Genomic DNA, 15,298 nt, shown 5'->3' with positions numbered 1-15,298 from the left:
AATGTATAAAACGAAAGAAGGGAGCTGCAAGCTCCCTTCTTTATAATTGATGCCTAACTAACGGCTAGTTTTTCATTGAAGATATAAAGGCGTCAGACTCAGCGATAGCTGAATTCATTTGTCTGATAAGCTGAGCAACATTGTTTTCAATTGTAGAAAGTTCGCCCTGCAGTGCACCAATGGCGCTGGCATTTAAGTTGTGCTTAAGGTACAGCACATTATCTTGAAGTGCGCTTAATACTGGCGGCATTTTGCTTTCAGCTTTACGCATAGCTGTCATTAATGAAGAATAGCGACGCTTGGTCTCGCGGAGCTTTGCTGCGCTATCCCGTTTCAACGATGCGTTCTGATACTTTTCAAGCTCTTCTGCCCACTCATCAAATAAAGCTTCAGCAACGCTTTCCACTTTATCGATGCGTGAACTCACTTCCTCTGAAGCGGCAACGCTGTCTTCATACTGACCGTTCAAGCGGTTGTAAACGTCTTCAAGCTCTCCACCATCGAACGCAACTGCAGCGCTGAATGCTTCTAATGCAGAGTTAAACTGCTCTTGTGCATCTTCCTGAGATTCTTTAGCGTTTTCAACGCGGTCAACTAAGATATCGCGCTTTTCAACGCCCACCTTTTCCCATGCTGCGTAGTATGCAGACTGACACCCACTAAGGGCAAGCATAGCAACAAATGCTGATGCGATTAACTTCATGCGGTTACTCCACCTCTAAAACGTGCTGCGCTTATAATACAAATCAAATGCAAAAGGGCGCCTAAAGGCCAAAAGACAATGGCAAGTACCACAGTTGCAGCTAAGGCATAACATACGCCCACTGTGATGAAAAAGAACAATGCACCTAAAATTCTTCCTTGTACTAGATGACCTAACCCAGGAATAAAGAAGTTACAAATTGCGGCGATTACGTTACCGCCTGATCCTTGACCTGCCATATAAACATCCTCGCATTTATGACTATAATATGATTAGCTAGCACGTAATGACACTTGTTCTATAGTATAGACTTAGCGTTAATCGCTTATTTAACAAGCAAAAACAGCGTTGAAGCAGTCAGCACGCAAACGTTTGAATAATAATAAACTAAACTAAAACAGGCACTCACACAACGCGCAGAAACAAAATGAAACGACTTTACCCCGATGTTACCTACTATGAAAACGGATTTATCGAAGTGGGAAGTGGGCATTCGCTTTACTTCGAGCAAAGTGGCAATCCAAACGGCATCCCCGTGTTTTTTATTCACGGCGGGCCTGGCGCAGGCTTACCCCCTAACTACAAATGCTTTTTTGATAGCAACAAGTATCGCATTATAGGTTATGAGCAACGTGGTTGTGGCCGCTCTACCCCCCTCGCTGATACGATAAACAACGATACTTGGTCTAATGTTGAAGATATAGAAGCATTACGAACTCACCTTTCTATACCAAAAGTTTTGCTGTTCGGCGGTTCATGGGGCTCAACACTTGCCTTACTTTATGCGCTCAAGTATACCCCGCGAGTAACAGGTCTCATTCTTCGCGGCGTATTTTTAGCCAGGCAAGAAGACAGAGATTGGTTTTTATCGCCAAATGGATGCGCTGCCCAGTTATTTCCCGAGTACTACCGCAAATTCACCAAGGATGTTCCTACACCGGTGACGTCGAGCACAGTCTGCAGTTTTTATAGCGCAATGGTACGCTCTAGCAATGATGTACTGCGTCACGCTGCCTTAAAGCGCTGGTATCAGTGGGAAGAGCGATTGTCGCGCATTACTTTACCCCCCGGCGTAGGTGAGTCCACTGACAATTACCCCATGCAATTGGTCACTTGCCTAGCAACTTTAGAATGCCACTTCCTTTCTAACAAATGCTTTTTAGATGAAAACTACATCCTTGAAAACATTGATAAAATAAGTCATATTCCGAGCACTATTATTCACGGTCGCTACGATATGATCTGTAAAACCGAAGCTGCTGAAGCACTTCACAAAGCATGGCCTCAGAGCCAGTTACAAATCATCCCAGATGCGGGGCACAGCACATCCGAACCCAGTATAGGTTATGCCCTTTGCCGTGCTACTCGCGACATGTCACGCTTTATTCAGGAGTCATCAAAGTGATAGGACTTATCCAACGGGTATCAGAAGCTAATGTAACTGTAGACGGTAACGTTATTGGTGAGATTGGCAAAGGCATGTTGGTGCTGTTAGGTGTTGAAAAGGAAGACAGCGAAGCGCAAATAGAGAAGCTTGCGAATAAACTCTGTCGGTATCGTATCTTTAGCGATGAAGATGGCAAAATGAATTTAAATATTGAACAAGTCGATGGGGAAATACTGGTGGTGTCTCAGTTCACGCTTGTTGCAGACACTCAAAAAGGGAATCGTCCAGGCTTCTCTCGCGGTGCATCTCCTGAACATGGTCGAACTATCTATGAGCAATTTGTGCAGGCCCTTAAAAATAAAGGCATGAAAGTAGCCACAGGCGAGTTCGGTGCAGACATGCAGGTTGGCCTTATTAATGACGGGCCTGTTACTTTTCAGTTTAGTGTCTAAGAGCTCAAAGGGGCGCGTCTCGCTGCACTAGGCGGCTAAACCTTTCTTTTTCCAGCTATGCGAAAGCAATTCGGGTATTCCTTGCTGTTTAGTCCGTAACTATTGGGCCCTTCGGTTTACTGGTGACTGTGTACTTCTTCGGCATTCCAAGTTTGCTTACATAATTAAACTTGTACCTCATGGGTTCTTACGTTTAAATACTCCTTCACTCATTTAAGAAGGTCGGTTTATTGTGTACAAGGTAGTTACGCCTAAAAGCGACGCCGAATTTGAAGCCTATTTTCATTTTCGATGGGAGCACTTGCGCCAACCATGGAATTTCCCTCCTGGCTCTGAAAAAGACGAATATGAACAGGTCGCCGAGCATCGTATTATTACCAACCGTAAGAACGAAATTGTAGCCTGTGGCCGTGTTCATTTGAACACTGCTGAGGAAGCACAAATTCGACATATCGCGGTACACCAAGACCATCAACGCAAAGGCTTAGGTCAGATGATAATGGCAGCGCTGGAAAACGTTGCTAAAGACTTAGGTGCTGAGCGAGCAGTAACAAATAGCCGCGAAATATCCATCGACTTTTTTAGTGCGTGCGGTTTTGAAATTGAGCGTGAAGCCCCTAACGAATTAGGCATGCTAAAGCGCCAGCAAATGGTCAAGAAATTCACTGAAAGCAATACCTTAGTATTACATCCTAAGTGGTGTAAATCGCTGCAGGAGACGTGGTCAGAGACCATACCTATTACCGAGCACATGGGTATTAAACTATACCAATACACCGGGCGTACCCTAGAAACCCGCGCGTCGCTAAATAAAAACATTAATATTCACGGCACTATGTTTGCCGGCAGTATATTCTCTTTAGCCACGTTAACAGGCTGGGGCATGATTTACTTGCAGCTTAAAGAGCGTGGTTTAGACGGTGATATTGTATTGGGCGATGGGGATATCCATTACCACAAGCCCATCACTATGAAGCCAAGGGCGATCTGTAATATTGAAACCTTATCGGGTAAGTTCAAGCCCCTAGAAAACGAAAAAAAAGCACGTTTCGAGTTAAGTGTGGCTATTTTGGATGGAGATACGCCGGTAGCGGAATTTGACGGTGTCTTCTACGTTCTTCCCCCTTCTAAAAACGAAGAAGAGTAGCGTTGCAGGCTCTCCGCTTTGCCACTTGCGATAAAAATCTACACATAAAAAAAGCGCCTTATAGGCGCTTTTTTCAAAGTTAAGCTTTTGTGTAAGCCATTTACTGCGTGTACTACGCAACCATAGCAGCTTGAAGTTTTTTCATCGCGTTCTTTTCTATTTGACGAACACGTTCTGCAGATACCTGATACTTATCAGCTAGATCTTGCAGCGTAATCTTATTGTCTGCTAACCAACGAGTTTCGATGATGTCTTGGCTACGCTCGTCTAGCGTTTTAATTGCTGAATACAAACGCTTGCTCGCCGCTGTATCCCAGTCATTGTTAATCACATCCGTTTCAACATCTGAAGATTTGTCTTCTAGATATTGAACTGGTGCGAAATTGCCTGTTTCATCTTCATCCGCAGTTAAGTCAAATGCTTGGTCTTGAGAACTCATACGTGCTTCCATTTGAAGCACCTCTTTTGTACTCACGCCCAATTCGTCCGCAACGGTTTGCACTTCAGCATGGGTAAACCAACCAAGACGCTTTTTCGCCTTGCGAAGGTTAAAAAACAGTTTACGCTGCGCTTTGGTTGTCGCAACTTTAACTATTCTCCAGTTTTTAAGTACAAACTCGTGAATTTCTGCTTTGATCCAATGTACCGCAAAAGAAACCAAACGCACGCCCACTGTAGGGTCGAAACGCTTAACGGCTTTCATTAGGCCGATGTTACCTTCTTGAATTAAGTCGGCTTGGGGTAAGCCATAACCTGAGTAAGATTTTGCAATGTGCACTACAAAACGAAGGTGTGACATTACTAGCTTACGAGCGGCTTGTAAGTCTTCGTCTTCGCGAAGGCGCACTGCCAACTCGCGCTCTTCCTCAGCGCTAAGCATATCAATGCTGCTTACAGCTTGAATGTAGCCTTCGATGCTACCGCTGTGAGGCACTGACAGGGCCATAGATTGCAAATTGTTGCTCATTGTTCACCTCATTTATTGCCGCTTCATATTAGCAAAGTAACCGAAGCTGCGCGAGACCTAATTAAGATATGAAGTCTAATCGATATGTAGGTATAGTGACTATTTCTACAATATCAAGACCTAGAATAAGAAAAAAAGTTCAACTTTACAAAAGAACCATCAGTTTAACGCTATCTAAGTTGAAGCTCCTAGCCACTCCTCCGAGCGCAAGCACTTCTGACTTCATACTCCACTAACGCCACATCCGTTCAATGATTGGCCTGCATTAAGTGGTAGCTGGGTAGGTCATTTAACCACTACGTTATTATACTTTAATTACATAGCAAGAATTAAAAGCTAATCTCACTGGTATGAATTCTACCGTTTATAAGTTACCTGCATCAGCGCAAACACATTTATTAACCAAACCCACTCTGAATGATTTTTAAACTCATACTGTAGCGCTACTGTGATATTACCGATAGTTTAAACCTTGCTTTTCTCTTTGGAAATTGAAAATATTAGATTGTATCAATCGCTTTTGCACTACGACCGCTGCACAGCATTTTCCAGACAAAAATAATAAAAAACTGGAAGGGAAATACTTAAGGAAGGAGTAAGGCAAGTAAAGCAAAGGGGAATTTAATGTTTGCTTACGTCGCTAGACAGCCCATATTTGATGTAAACCGTGAGGTTTACGCTTACGAACTGCTTTTTCGCGTGGGCGAGGAAAATTGCTTTCCGGATATCCCCCCCGATGAGGCCACCTCGAAAATTCTCACCTCTACTCACTTAAGCTTGGGCATTGAAGAAATTACCGGAGACAAAAAAGCGTTCATCAATTTTCATCGAGATACGCTAATGTTTCGCTTTCCCACGTCGCTGGATGCGGACAAAGTTGTAATCGAGATTGTTGAAACCGTAGAAGTAGATGATGCCTTGGTTGCGGCTTGTAAACATATCCGTGGATTGGGGTATCCAATTGCCCTAGATGATTATGACATGAAGGGAAAATGGGAAGCTTTTATTCCCTTCACCAGTGTGGTGAAAATTGATATCACCGAAATTCCTCACACTGAAATACCCGCTTTGGTAGCGCGTTTTAAATCAAACAACATTAAGCTTGTAGCTGAAAAAATTGAAACCTATGAAGAATTTCATAAATTCAAAGACATGGGCTTTGATTATTTTCAAGGCTATTTTCTTGCTAAGCCAGAAATCGTTAGGCACAGGAAGTTGGGGCCAAGCAGCCTAACTATGATGGAACTGTTCACCTTAAGCAGCCAACCAAAGCTTAATTTCGATAATGTGAATAAGATTATTGAAAGAGATCCATCGCTTACCTATCTGCTGCTGCGCTTTATCAATAATCCGATGGTAAATAAGCGCCATAAGATAACGTCACTTAAGCATGCACTAACCTTTATGGGTGAAGTAGAAGTGAAGAAATTTATATCTTTACTTGCTCTTGCCAACTTAAGCGATGGTCAGCCCAGCGAATTGATGCAAATGGCACTGGTGCGTGCAAAGTTTTGTGAATTAGTAGTTATCCAGCTTGAGACTCCTGACAACCAGCTTAAAGGCTTTCTCACTGGGCTACTGTCTTTACTTGACGCCATGATGGAGCAACGTATTGATGATCTGGTAAGCAAGGTACCAATCAGTGATGATGTTAAGGGCGCGCTTTGCGGCACACCCGGTATGCTACGTAATTGTTTGATACTTGTTCAGTATTTCGAGCGAGCTAACTGGATGGGCGTTAAACAATTTGCGGCAAAATATGAGATGAAACAAAGCCTACTACACAGCTACTACAATGAAGCTATTAAGTGGGCAAAACACATTCATAACTCAGCATTGAAAGATGACTAAGAAGCTTAATGAAAGAATGCGGTTTCAAAATAATCATTGATTTATTGTTAGATTATACCTACATATCATAGACTAGGATGTGGCTATATATTTTCTAAGCCCATTTGATACCAATTGAAACGTCGTTAAACCATGTTGCCTCAGGAATAGTTTATGTTCGCGTTCATAGCTCGCCAGCCTATTTTAGACAAAAGCAAAAATGTATTTGCTTACGAGCTATTATTTCGGGATGGTAAATCTGGTGCATATCCAGAGCACAGTGACCAGAAAGCTAAATATATTTCAGAGCACTTTCATCCACTAGGGCTTGACGATATAAGCGGTGAGAAAACATCATTTATCACTTTCTCACCTGATACCATTATTTCACGCTTTCCAACTTCGCTTAACCCTGAGTCGGTTGTTGTTGAGCTGGCCGACCCTACCGATAACGCCAACGGCCTGTTCGAAGCATGCCAGCACATCAAGCAGCTTGGTTTTAAGCTCGCCATCGACGACCCTATGATGGTAGGCGCGACACATGATATCTTCCCGCTGATTGACATAGTAAAAGTAGATGTCACTAAGACTCGCTTTGAAACCATCGAAAAGCATATCCCCCGCTATCATGATGCAAATGTGAAAATTGTAGCTGAGCAGGTTGATACCCAAGATAATTTTTCTACTTGTGTAGATTTAGGCTTCGACTTTTTCCAAGGTTATTTCTTTTCTCAGCCCGAAGCGCGCATTCTTAAACAGCTTCCGGCCTCTAAAATGAACATCGTTGATTTAATGGGGGAAAGCTCAAGTACTAACTTTGACATAGAGCGCATTAGCCAAATTATTGAACGCGATGCCACGCTTAGTTTCTTATTGCTTAAGTTCATAAATAACCCGACCATCAATAAGCGCTATAAGATTACATCGTTAAAGCACGCCCTTAATTACATGGGTGAAGTTGAAATTAAGAAATTTATCGCGTTATTAAGTCTGACTAATTTAGGCGATGAAAAGCCCCTAGAAATCATTCATATGTCGCTTGTACGCGCTAAGTTTTTTGATTTACTGGCCGAGCGCAGGGGCATTAAGAATAACCCGCCCATATCTTTCTTAGTTGGGCTATTTTCGTTACTTGAAGGTTTACTCGACCAGTCTATGACTGACATTGTTAAACAGCTTCCGCTGTCTGAAGAGGTGAATGACGCTTTGTTGGGCAAAAACCTAGAAATGAACAACTACATGACGTTAGTTCGCGCCTTTGAAAGTGCTCTTTGGATGAACGTAATCAAGCAAGCAAAGTTGCTGAACATTGACCAAAAGCAACTACATATGCTGTATAACCAGGCTATTACCTGGGGTAACGGCGTACGCAGCGCTATTTCATCACATTACCCGCGCGCTACTGCTTAATTATTTAGGCTCGATCTCTTTTACGTGACGTTGCACTGAGATTAGAGATCCGAGCAAGCCTAATAGTACTGAAAGCCCTAGCATGGTTAGCAATGCTGAACCGGTCAGCCCGGTAATATTAAAATCTTTCTGATACATAGCAGCAAATGTGGTTATGCTGCTATCCATCCACCACAAAATAATAATTACGGCAAACCACGCCATTAATCCGCCTAGTAAGCCATACCAAAAACCTGTGTATAAAAAAGGACGGTGAATAAACGCATCGGTAGCTCCCACCAGCTTCATTACTACAATTTCATCGTATTTGTTGAGTATATTCAGTCGGATAGTGTTACCAATAATAAGCACTACAGCAATAAACAAAAGCAGGCCAATTAAAGTAACTAAGTCTCTTGCAATATCAATAACTGCGTACAAGCGCTCTAACCACTCAATATCAAGCTTTCCGATGTCTACCTCGCGCTGCTGGCGAAGCTTGTCTAACAGCGCTTTAGCTGCAGTGGGTGAAGCATGCTTTTCATTAGGGGTAACTAATACAACATCCGGAAGTGGGTTTTTCTCAAGATACGCGATGGCATCGCCTAATCCAGATAAGTGCTGAAATTCCTTGAGCGCATCATCGGCAGGAATGTAAACCACACTGTCTATTTCAGACCAAGTATTCAGTCTTGCGACCAGCTGTTGTGAGCTTGCAGCATTGATATTAGGCTTGAGAAAAAGAGAAATTTCTGATGCCTGATCCCAGCCAGCGGTAATTTTCTCGGTGTTTTTTACCATGATATAAAGTGTGCTTGGCAAGGTTATGCTCAAACCCAGAACACCTATTGTCATTAACGAGGCTAAGGGCTGTCGCCAAAGCTCACCAAGGCTAGACAGGGCTTGTCGCACATGGCTGACAAAAAACATGATAATAATTTGTACCATGCCCACTTTTGCTGAAGATGCGCCTTGTGCCCGCCCCTTAAATAAAATACTCACGACCACTCTCCTTCGCCATTACCTGAACCCGCGCCACCCATATCGTCGGTTAGCCCATCAGTAATCATTTGCCCGTTTTTAAGGGTAAGCGTGCGGTAGCGCATACGCGCAATTAGTCCTAAGTCGTGAGTCGCAATCAGCACAGATACTCCCGCTTGATTGAAATCTTCGAACAAACGGATAATTTCCATTGAAAGTTTAGGGTCGAGGTTACCGGTTGGCTCATCGGCTAGCAATAAGGGAGGTTTATTTACCACTGCTCGCGCAATACCCACCCGTTGTTGCTCACCACCAGATAACGTAATGGGTAAGCAACGGGCTTTGTCTCTAAGCCCCACCATTTCAAGTGCGGCTTCTACACGCTTGCGAATTTCTTTATGGGTGTACCCTTCAATGACAAGAGGTAACGCCACGTTGTCAAAAACCGATTTATCCATTAACAGCTGGTGACTTTGGAAGATCATCCCGATATCGCGACGAATGTAGGCAATATCTCGACGGGTAATGGCGTTAAGGTCGTGACCATTAATGAGAACGCGCCCTACTGTTGGGCGCTCCATAATACTGATAAGTTTGAGAAGTGTACTTTTTCCTGCACCTGAATGGCCTGTTAGAAAGGCCATTTCACCCGGGGCGATATGAAAATTAACCTTACTAAGCGCGCGTTGCCCGCCTGGATAGGTTTTGCTTACCTGCTCAAACTTTATCATTATTTTTCCCTACCGCTTTGCTGGTTTTAGCTTTCAGGTGTGTCCATTTCGCTAAACAAGGCGTCAATAAACTCTTGGCCGTCGAACTGGCGTAAGTCATCGATACTTTCGCCAACACCTATATACCTTATAGGAATTTTAAACTTATCGGCAATAGAGAATATAACACCGCCTTTTGCTGTACCGTCTAATTTGGTAAGGGTGATACCCGTTAAGCCCACGGCTTCGTTAAATAACTTAGCTTGGCTAATGGCGTTTTGCCCGGTACCAGCGTCTAGTGTAAGCATAACTTCGTGAGGCGCGTTCGGGTTGATCTTTTTCATTACGCGAACCACTTTCTTTAGCTCTTCCATCAAGTTGTTCTTGTTCTGCAAACGCCCTGCGGTGTCAGCAATAAGAATATCTGTGCCACGCGATTTGGCCGCTTCTAGCGCATCATAAAGTACCGATGCACTGTCAGCCCCAGTATGCTGTGCAATAACAGGAATATCGTTGCGCTCGCCCCATACTTGAAGTTGTTCAACGGCAGCAGCTCTGAAGGTATCACCGGCGGCAAGCATCACTTTCTTGCCTTCTTGCTGGAACTGCTTAGCCAGCTTGCCAATAGTGGTGGTTTTACCTACACCATTTACGCCAACCATTAAGATAACAAACGGGCCTTCACTAGAATCGTGCGCTTTCATAACTTCAGAAAGCGGCTGGTTTACTTCAGACAGCATACCCGACATTTGCTGCTTCATGATCTCCAGTAAAGCTTCCGCGTCTTTAAGATCTTTACGAGAAGCACTATCAGTCAAGTGGTCAATAATTTTCTGAGTGGTATCCATGCCCACGTCGGCCACTAAAAGCTGTGTTTCAAGATCCTCGTACAGCTCATCATCAATAGTTTTGCCTTTAAATAGGCTAACGATACCACTGCCCAAATTCTCTTTTGTGCGAGATAGGCTGGCTTTCAAGCGTGCGAATAGCGACTTTTTCTCTTTCGGCTTTTCTTCGGCTTGGGCTTTAGCCTGTGCTTCAGCTTCTGCCTTTGCGCGAGCCTCTTCTTCAGCTTGGGCTTCGGCTTGCGCCTTTGCGCGAGCTTCTTCTTCCGCTTGGGCTTTCGCCTGTGCTTCAGCTTCTGCCTTTGCACGAGCCTCTTCTTCCGCTTGGGCTTTAGCCTGTGCTTCGGCTTCCGCCTTTGCACGAGCCTCTTCTTCCGCTTGGGCTTTCGCCTGTGCTTCAGCTTCCGCCTTTGCACGAGCCTCTTCTTCCGCTTGCGCTTTCGCCCGTGCTTCAGCTTCCGCCTTTGCGCGAGCCTCTTCTTCAGCTTGGGCTTTAGCCTGTGCTTCGGCTTGCGCCTTTGCGCGGGCCTCTTCTTCCGCTTGGGCTTTCGCCTGTGCTTCAGCTTCGGCCTTCGCGCGAGCCTCTTCTTCCGCTTGGGCTTTAGCCTGTGCTTCAGCTTCGGCCTTCGCGCGAGCCTCTTCTTCCGCTTGGGCTTTTGCCTGTTCTTCAGCTTCTGCCTTTGCGCGAGCCTCTTCTTCCGCTTGAGCCTTCGCCTTTGCTTCGGCTTCCGACTTTAAGCGAGCTTCTTCCGCTTGGGCTTTTTGTTTCTCTGCTTTCTTGTTCTTACTGAACCAGCCAAAAAGTTTCGACATCGTTAGGACAAATCCTTATAAATTCTTAGCAATTTCGGCTACACTTGCCGCCTAATGTATGAACGCATGATACCATTGTCGGCCACTATGAAGCGAGTTTCTCGCCCCACTCGGGCACCATCTTCTGCAAAAAAACCTCATTCACCAAAAAATGGTAGAGCCCACCGTGAAAATAGCACGGGGCAAATACGCATTATTGGTGGTCAATGGCGCGGTAGGAAGCTGCCTGTACTAAACGCAGAAGGGTTAAGGCCTACTACCGACAGAAATAAAGAGACCTTATTTAACTGGCTAATGCCCTATATTAACGACGCACGCTGTCTAGATGTATTTGCGGGCTCAGGTGGACTGGGTTTAGAAGCAATATCACGCTATGCGGCACATTGCGATTTTATTGAATTAGATAATCAGGCTGCTTCGCAGCTAGAAAGTAATCTTTCTTTGCTTAAAGCAAATGAAGTAGCGTCAGCCAATGTCCATAAAGGTAATGCGCTAAACATCTTGAAGGGGCTCAACGGATCACCCTACGATGTAGTATTCGTTGATCCGCCGTTCGGCAAAGATTTAGTAGCACCTTCGCTTATATCGCTTGCAGAAAATAACCTAGTGCAAAGCGGCAGCGTAGTTTACTTAGAGCATGAGGGTACGCTCACAACACCAACGTTACCTACCCACTGGCAAGTTATTAAGGAAAAACACACCAGCGCACTGCGCTACATGTTAATAGAAGTGAGCTAATAGAACGTACGCTTAGCGTAGCGCAAAGCCGTGAACTTACCTAGAGTGCACGGCCTAGCTACTTTAAAGTTCAAGGCCTATGTTTGAGATACCCGCTTCCAGCGCGAGGGCTTTCATTTCGTCTGCTGCCTTTGCGGGATACTTAGCCTGCTCAACGTAATCGAGCAGTTCGTTTTGTACCTCTACTTCAAATTCCATAAGTGGATGACCTTTCACGGTCTCATCATCAGCTTCTTCGCTTTCTAATAAATAAGCTTCAACGCTACCTTGAGATAGTTTGCTGATCACCACAGCACCTTGGGGGTCGTCACCTGCTATTAGATTAAGCAAGCCCGCTAAACCGATGGCTGCATCAATAGCAGGGTACACGCCATAGTTATCGTGTTCGCTGGTATCCGGGGTGGCAACTTCTACTTTTTCAAGCTGTACCGCAATATTAAATTTACTTTTAGGAGACTTAAGTGTTTCCCAGACCAAGTTTAAGCAGTTGCGTAAGGCATTCGCATCACCACTTTCTGTAAGCTCACAAAAAAGCGTGTAGTTAGGCAGCATACGTTCAAGTAAAGCAGCGCCGAATGCAACGGATTTCCAGCCTTCCAAGGCGCGAACACGCCCAAAGGTATTAAGTTTTTGCTTTGCCATTTAAAGGGCTCCAGTGGCATGCATGAAATATTTGGTAACGCCATCTAACAACATTTGGATAGCAATCATAACGAGGATCATACCCATTAATCGCTCCATCGCAACTAGGCCACGCTCCCCTAAAATTTTATGAAACACGTTTGAAAATAATAAGATGACAGCGCTAATCGACCAGGAAGCAGCAAGCGCTAGTGACCAATCAACCATTCTATCCGGCGCTTGATTAGCAAGGAGTATTAGCGCCGCTAAGGTTGAAGGGCCTGCGATCATAGGAATAGCAAGAGGCACCAAAAAAGGCTCTTCACCCACAGCAAGACCACTTGGGTTGCCTGACGAAGGAAATATCATCTTAAGCGCGATAAGAAATAAAATAATGCCACCGGCAATACTTACAGTTTCTTGCTCTACATTCAAAAAGTTAAGAACCGACTGACCGCTGAACAGAAATAAGAATAAAATACCAAGCGCAAACAATAGTTCTCGTATAAGAATAAATTGCCGCCTTTTAGGCTCAATGGATTTAAGCACCGACATAAAAACCGGCAGATTACCAAGCGGATCCATGATCAAAAAAAGCATGACGGCAGCGGACCAGGTATCCATTTTTTTATTGTCTCCGATTGAGAGCGTAAGCCCAATTTAAGCGTGAATTGTAAAGTATAACCCAATATTCATGCAGATAGGTGGTTATGGCGCGCAATGGTAAACCAAGCAGAGTGAGTAAAAAACACCTTTTAACACTCGACTACTGCTCTTTATATCGATCTAAATCCGATTTCTAAGCAAAAAGCACATACTCAACATTAGTGAACATTAAAAGAATCGCTAAAAAAGACTCGAAAAATGGCAGAAATGGGCTTAACTAAAACAATAGGAAGCAGTATGCAACAGGCGTAGCAACGATAACCTTATCTAGCGTTTGGTTTATGCAATGCGTAAATAAGTACTCTCACCATAGCTGGATGTTAAGTATTTTATTCGCCTTTTAGGTAATGTCTTGTACAAAGCGCTTCTGATGTAATGACAAAATCACACAGCCTTGACCGAAGTAGAGGCCTGGTTAAAACCTAACAAAAACAACCACAATAGGAAAAATTGTAATGAGTTTGATGACGGTAAAAGAAGTGGCGGCATTTCTGGGTGTGCAAGAAGTACGCGTAGAGCGTCTAGAGCGCGAAAGCCTTTTAGTATCAAAAGACAAAGATACCGACGGTAACCCACTTTTTGATAGCGGTGACGTTGAACGTTATAAGAAACTTGCTGAACGCTTGGGCGGGATCTAGTTAACGAAAAGGGGCGACACACTGTGAAGCCCCCCTGTTTTTTTATTTATGCAGTGAAATCTTTTAGCATTCTGGCAATTGAACGAATGCCTTTTGCTGTAGCACCTACCGGCATTTCAGCGGTTGCACCACCGTGATAGGCCGCAGCCAAATCTAAATGCACCCAGCCTTCAGGCTTAACAAAGCGCGATAAGAAGCCCGCAGCGTTTGACGCACCGCCACCACCGCCACCTTTCATCGGGCGACTGTTCGCCGTGTCAGCAAACGCTGAAGGGCAACGGTCTGCGTGAAAGTCTTCAAGGGGTAATGGCCAAAAGCGTTCATTTTCTGCTTTCGCTGCTTTAAGCATTTGTTCGCGTGCATTGTCATCCAGAGAGAATACGCCATGATAATCAGAGCCCAGTGCAACCACTGCTGCACCGGTTAACGTTGCTGCATCGATAATAAGCGGTGCGCCAGTTTCCGTTGCCGCCATCAAACCATCAGCCAGTACTAAACGCCCTTCTGCATCAGTGTTAACAACTTCAACGGTTACTCCATTTTTGTAGGTAAGTACATCACCCAACTTATAAGCGTGACCGCTAATAAGGTTTTCTGCACAGCACAAAATAAGCTGAATACGCTTTTCACTGCCTTGAGAAATAGATAAGCCTAGCGCACCTGTTACCGTTGCCGCGCCACCCATGTCGCACTTCATATCTAACATACCTTCGCTAGATTTAATGCTGTAACCACCGCTGTCGAACGTGATACCTTTCCCTACTAGCACGGCATCGACGGGAGCATCTGCGTTGCCTGTAGGATTGTAATCAAGGACTAGCATTGCAGGCGGGCGTTCACTACCACGACCTACGTTATAAATACCTATCCAGCCTTGCTCTTTAAGATCTTCACCTACAGTCATTGAGTAAGTGACTTTGTCCCCACCCAGTGATTTCAGCCATTGCGCAGCGCGTGTCGCTAGGGTTTCAGGGCTAAGGTCTTCCGGCGTTTCGTTTACCAGCTGTCGAGTAAATAATAATGCCGCATACTCCTGCTCTAGCGTTGCTCTGTCAGCAGTATCCGCCCATTGGATAGAGGCAGGCTTAAGTGCACGTGTAAAGCTAAGTGCAAAGGCCCACTGTTGTTCTTTATGCCAATTACCCTTCAGCGTAACGGCAGGCAGCCCTAGACCATCTAGCTTTCTCGCTGCTTGCTGAATTACTCGCTCGTTAAGCTTGTCATCAGGTAGGTGAATAACTGCGCCTGATTCAGTGAAAGAAAGCTTAGCGCTTTCGCCCCATACAGCTTCAGCACTATTGGTTGAAAGGCTAACGGTAAATTCTGCCATCGCGTTTTATTCCTTATACATCGTTATGTTTTCGATAAGCGCTTTTTGCGCTTGCTCAAATCTTTGTTACTCTCTTTTGCC

The 15,298-nt window shown here is 44.6% G+C and carries 16 protein-coding genes; 7 read left to right on the top strand and 9 right to left on the bottom strand.

Translation table 11 applies throughout. From position 1 onward, the window contains the following. Positions 1-64: 64 nt before the first annotated feature. Complete coding sequence (locus ACXAER_RS12180) at positions 65-703, bottom strand: DUF2959 domain-containing protein (protein ID WP_474829578.1); 639 nt, start codon at positions 701-703, stop codon at positions 65-67. Continuing rightward, positions 700-942: a hypothetical protein gene (locus ACXAER_RS12175; RefSeq protein ID WP_025257569.1), complete on the bottom strand. Its 243-nt coding sequence runs from the start codon at positions 940-942 to the stop codon at positions 700-702. The genes ACXAER_RS12180 and ACXAER_RS12175 overlap by 4 nt, the downstream gene beginning before the upstream one ends. A gap of 188 nt (positions 943-1,130) precedes the next feature. Between ACXAER_RS12175 and pip the strand changes: the two genes are divergently transcribed. The 3 genes from pip (at position 1,131) to ACXAER_RS12160 (ending at position 3,689) form a co-directional block, all read left to right on the top strand. After that, positions 1,131-2,108, top strand: coding sequence for a prolyl aminopeptidase (gene pip / locus ACXAER_RS12170; RefSeq protein WP_474829576.1), 978 nt, complete (start codon positions 1,131-1,133; stop codon positions 2,106-2,108). Next, positions 2,105-2,542, top strand: a complete 438-nt coding sequence (gene dtd / locus ACXAER_RS12165; RefSeq protein WP_474829574.1) for a D-aminoacyl-tRNA deacylase — start codon at positions 2,105-2,107, stop codon at positions 2,540-2,542. Before pip ends, dtd begins: the two co-directional genes overlap by 4 nt. A gap of 232 nt (positions 2,543-2,774) precedes the next feature. Beyond that, entirely contained in the window at positions 2,775-3,689 is a 915-nt protein-coding gene (locus ACXAER_RS12160; protein ID WP_474829572.1) for a bifunctional GNAT family N-acetyltransferase/hotdog fold thioesterase, read from the top strand. 112 nt (positions 3,690-3,801) lie between these two features. On the opposite strand, the gene rpoH is transcribed toward ACXAER_RS12160, so the two are convergent. Next, the gene (rpoH, locus tag ACXAER_RS12155) at positions 3,802-4,656 is read right to left on the bottom strand and encodes an RNA polymerase sigma factor RpoH (RefSeq protein WP_179984771.1); all 855 of its coding nucleotides are present in this window, start codon (positions 4,654-4,656) and stop codon (positions 3,802-3,804) included. 624 nt (positions 4,657-5,280) lie between these two features. Between rpoH and ACXAER_RS12150 the strand changes: the two genes are divergently transcribed. Further along, positions 5,281-6,507, top strand: coding sequence for an EAL and HDOD domain-containing protein (locus ACXAER_RS12150; protein WP_474829570.1), 1,227 nt, complete (start codon positions 5,281-5,283; stop codon positions 6,505-6,507). A 153-nt stretch (positions 6,508-6,660) separates the two neighbouring features. After that, on the top strand, positions 6,661-7,896 hold the full coding sequence (locus ACXAER_RS12145) for an EAL and HDOD domain-containing protein (protein ID WP_474829568.1): 1,236 nt from the start codon (positions 6,661-6,663) through the stop codon (positions 7,894-7,896). On the opposite strand, the gene ftsX is transcribed toward ACXAER_RS12145, so the two are convergent. Genes ftsX through ftsY form a run of 3 tightly spaced genes read right to left on the bottom strand, consistent with a single transcriptional unit; the run spans position 7,897 to position 11,224 of the window. After that, entirely contained in the window at positions 7,897-8,877 is a 981-nt protein-coding gene (gene ftsX, locus ACXAER_RS12140; RefSeq protein WP_474829566.1) for a permease-like cell division protein FtsX, read from the bottom strand. Beyond that, entirely contained in the window at positions 8,874-9,587 is a 714-nt protein-coding gene (gene ftsE, locus ACXAER_RS12135; protein ID WP_474829564.1) for a cell division ATP-binding protein FtsE, read from the bottom strand. The genes ftsX and ftsE overlap by 4 nt, the downstream gene beginning before the upstream one ends. A 26-nt stretch (positions 9,588-9,613) precedes the next feature. Further along, positions 9,614-11,224, bottom strand: a complete 1,611-nt coding sequence (gene ftsY / locus ACXAER_RS12130; protein ID WP_474829562.1) for a signal recognition particle-docking protein FtsY — start codon at positions 11,222-11,224, stop codon at positions 9,614-9,616. A gap of 66 nt (positions 11,225-11,290) precedes the next feature. Between ftsY and rsmD the strand changes: the two genes are divergently transcribed. Next, entirely contained in the window at positions 11,291-11,962 is a 672-nt protein-coding gene (rsmD, locus tag ACXAER_RS12125; RefSeq protein ID WP_474829560.1) for a 16S rRNA (guanine(966)-N(2))-methyltransferase RsmD, read from the top strand. A 63-nt stretch (positions 11,963-12,025) separates the two neighbouring features. Here the strand turns inward: rsmD and ACXAER_RS12120 are convergent, their stop codons facing one another. Both ACXAER_RS12120 and ACXAER_RS12115 read right to left on the bottom strand, forming a co-directional pair. Continuing rightward, positions 12,026-12,604 (bottom strand): YjaG family protein, encoded by a 579-nt coding sequence (locus ACXAER_RS12120; RefSeq protein ID WP_474829558.1) that lies wholly within the window; start codon positions 12,602-12,604, stop codon positions 12,026-12,028. Continuing rightward, complete coding sequence (locus ACXAER_RS12115; protein ID WP_118491750.1) at positions 12,605-13,207, bottom strand: YhgN family NAAT transporter; 603 nt, start codon at positions 13,205-13,207, stop codon at positions 12,605-12,607. It abuts the gene before it with no gap. A 497-nt stretch (positions 13,208-13,704) separates the two neighbouring features. On the opposite strand from ACXAER_RS12115, the gene ACXAER_RS12110 reads away from it, so the two are divergent. Continuing rightward, positions 13,705-13,887: a helix-turn-helix domain-containing protein gene (locus tag ACXAER_RS12110; protein ID WP_118491748.1), complete on the top strand. Its 183-nt coding sequence runs from the start codon at positions 13,705-13,707 to the stop codon at positions 13,885-13,887. Between the two features lie 46 nt (positions 13,888-13,933). Here ACXAER_RS12110 and pepB read toward each other — a convergent pair whose 3' ends face one another. Next, positions 13,934-15,217, bottom strand: coding sequence for an aminopeptidase PepB (gene pepB / locus ACXAER_RS12105; RefSeq protein WP_474829555.1), 1,284 nt, complete (start codon positions 15,215-15,217; stop codon positions 13,934-13,936). Positions 15,218-15,298: the final 81 nt, after the last annotated feature.

The sequence above is a fragment of the Alteromonas sp. AWJ4_199 genome (genome assembly GCF_056159165.1).
The sequence above is the reverse complement of the archived record's forward strand: the minus strand, read 5'-3'. Positions and strand labels throughout refer to the sequence as shown.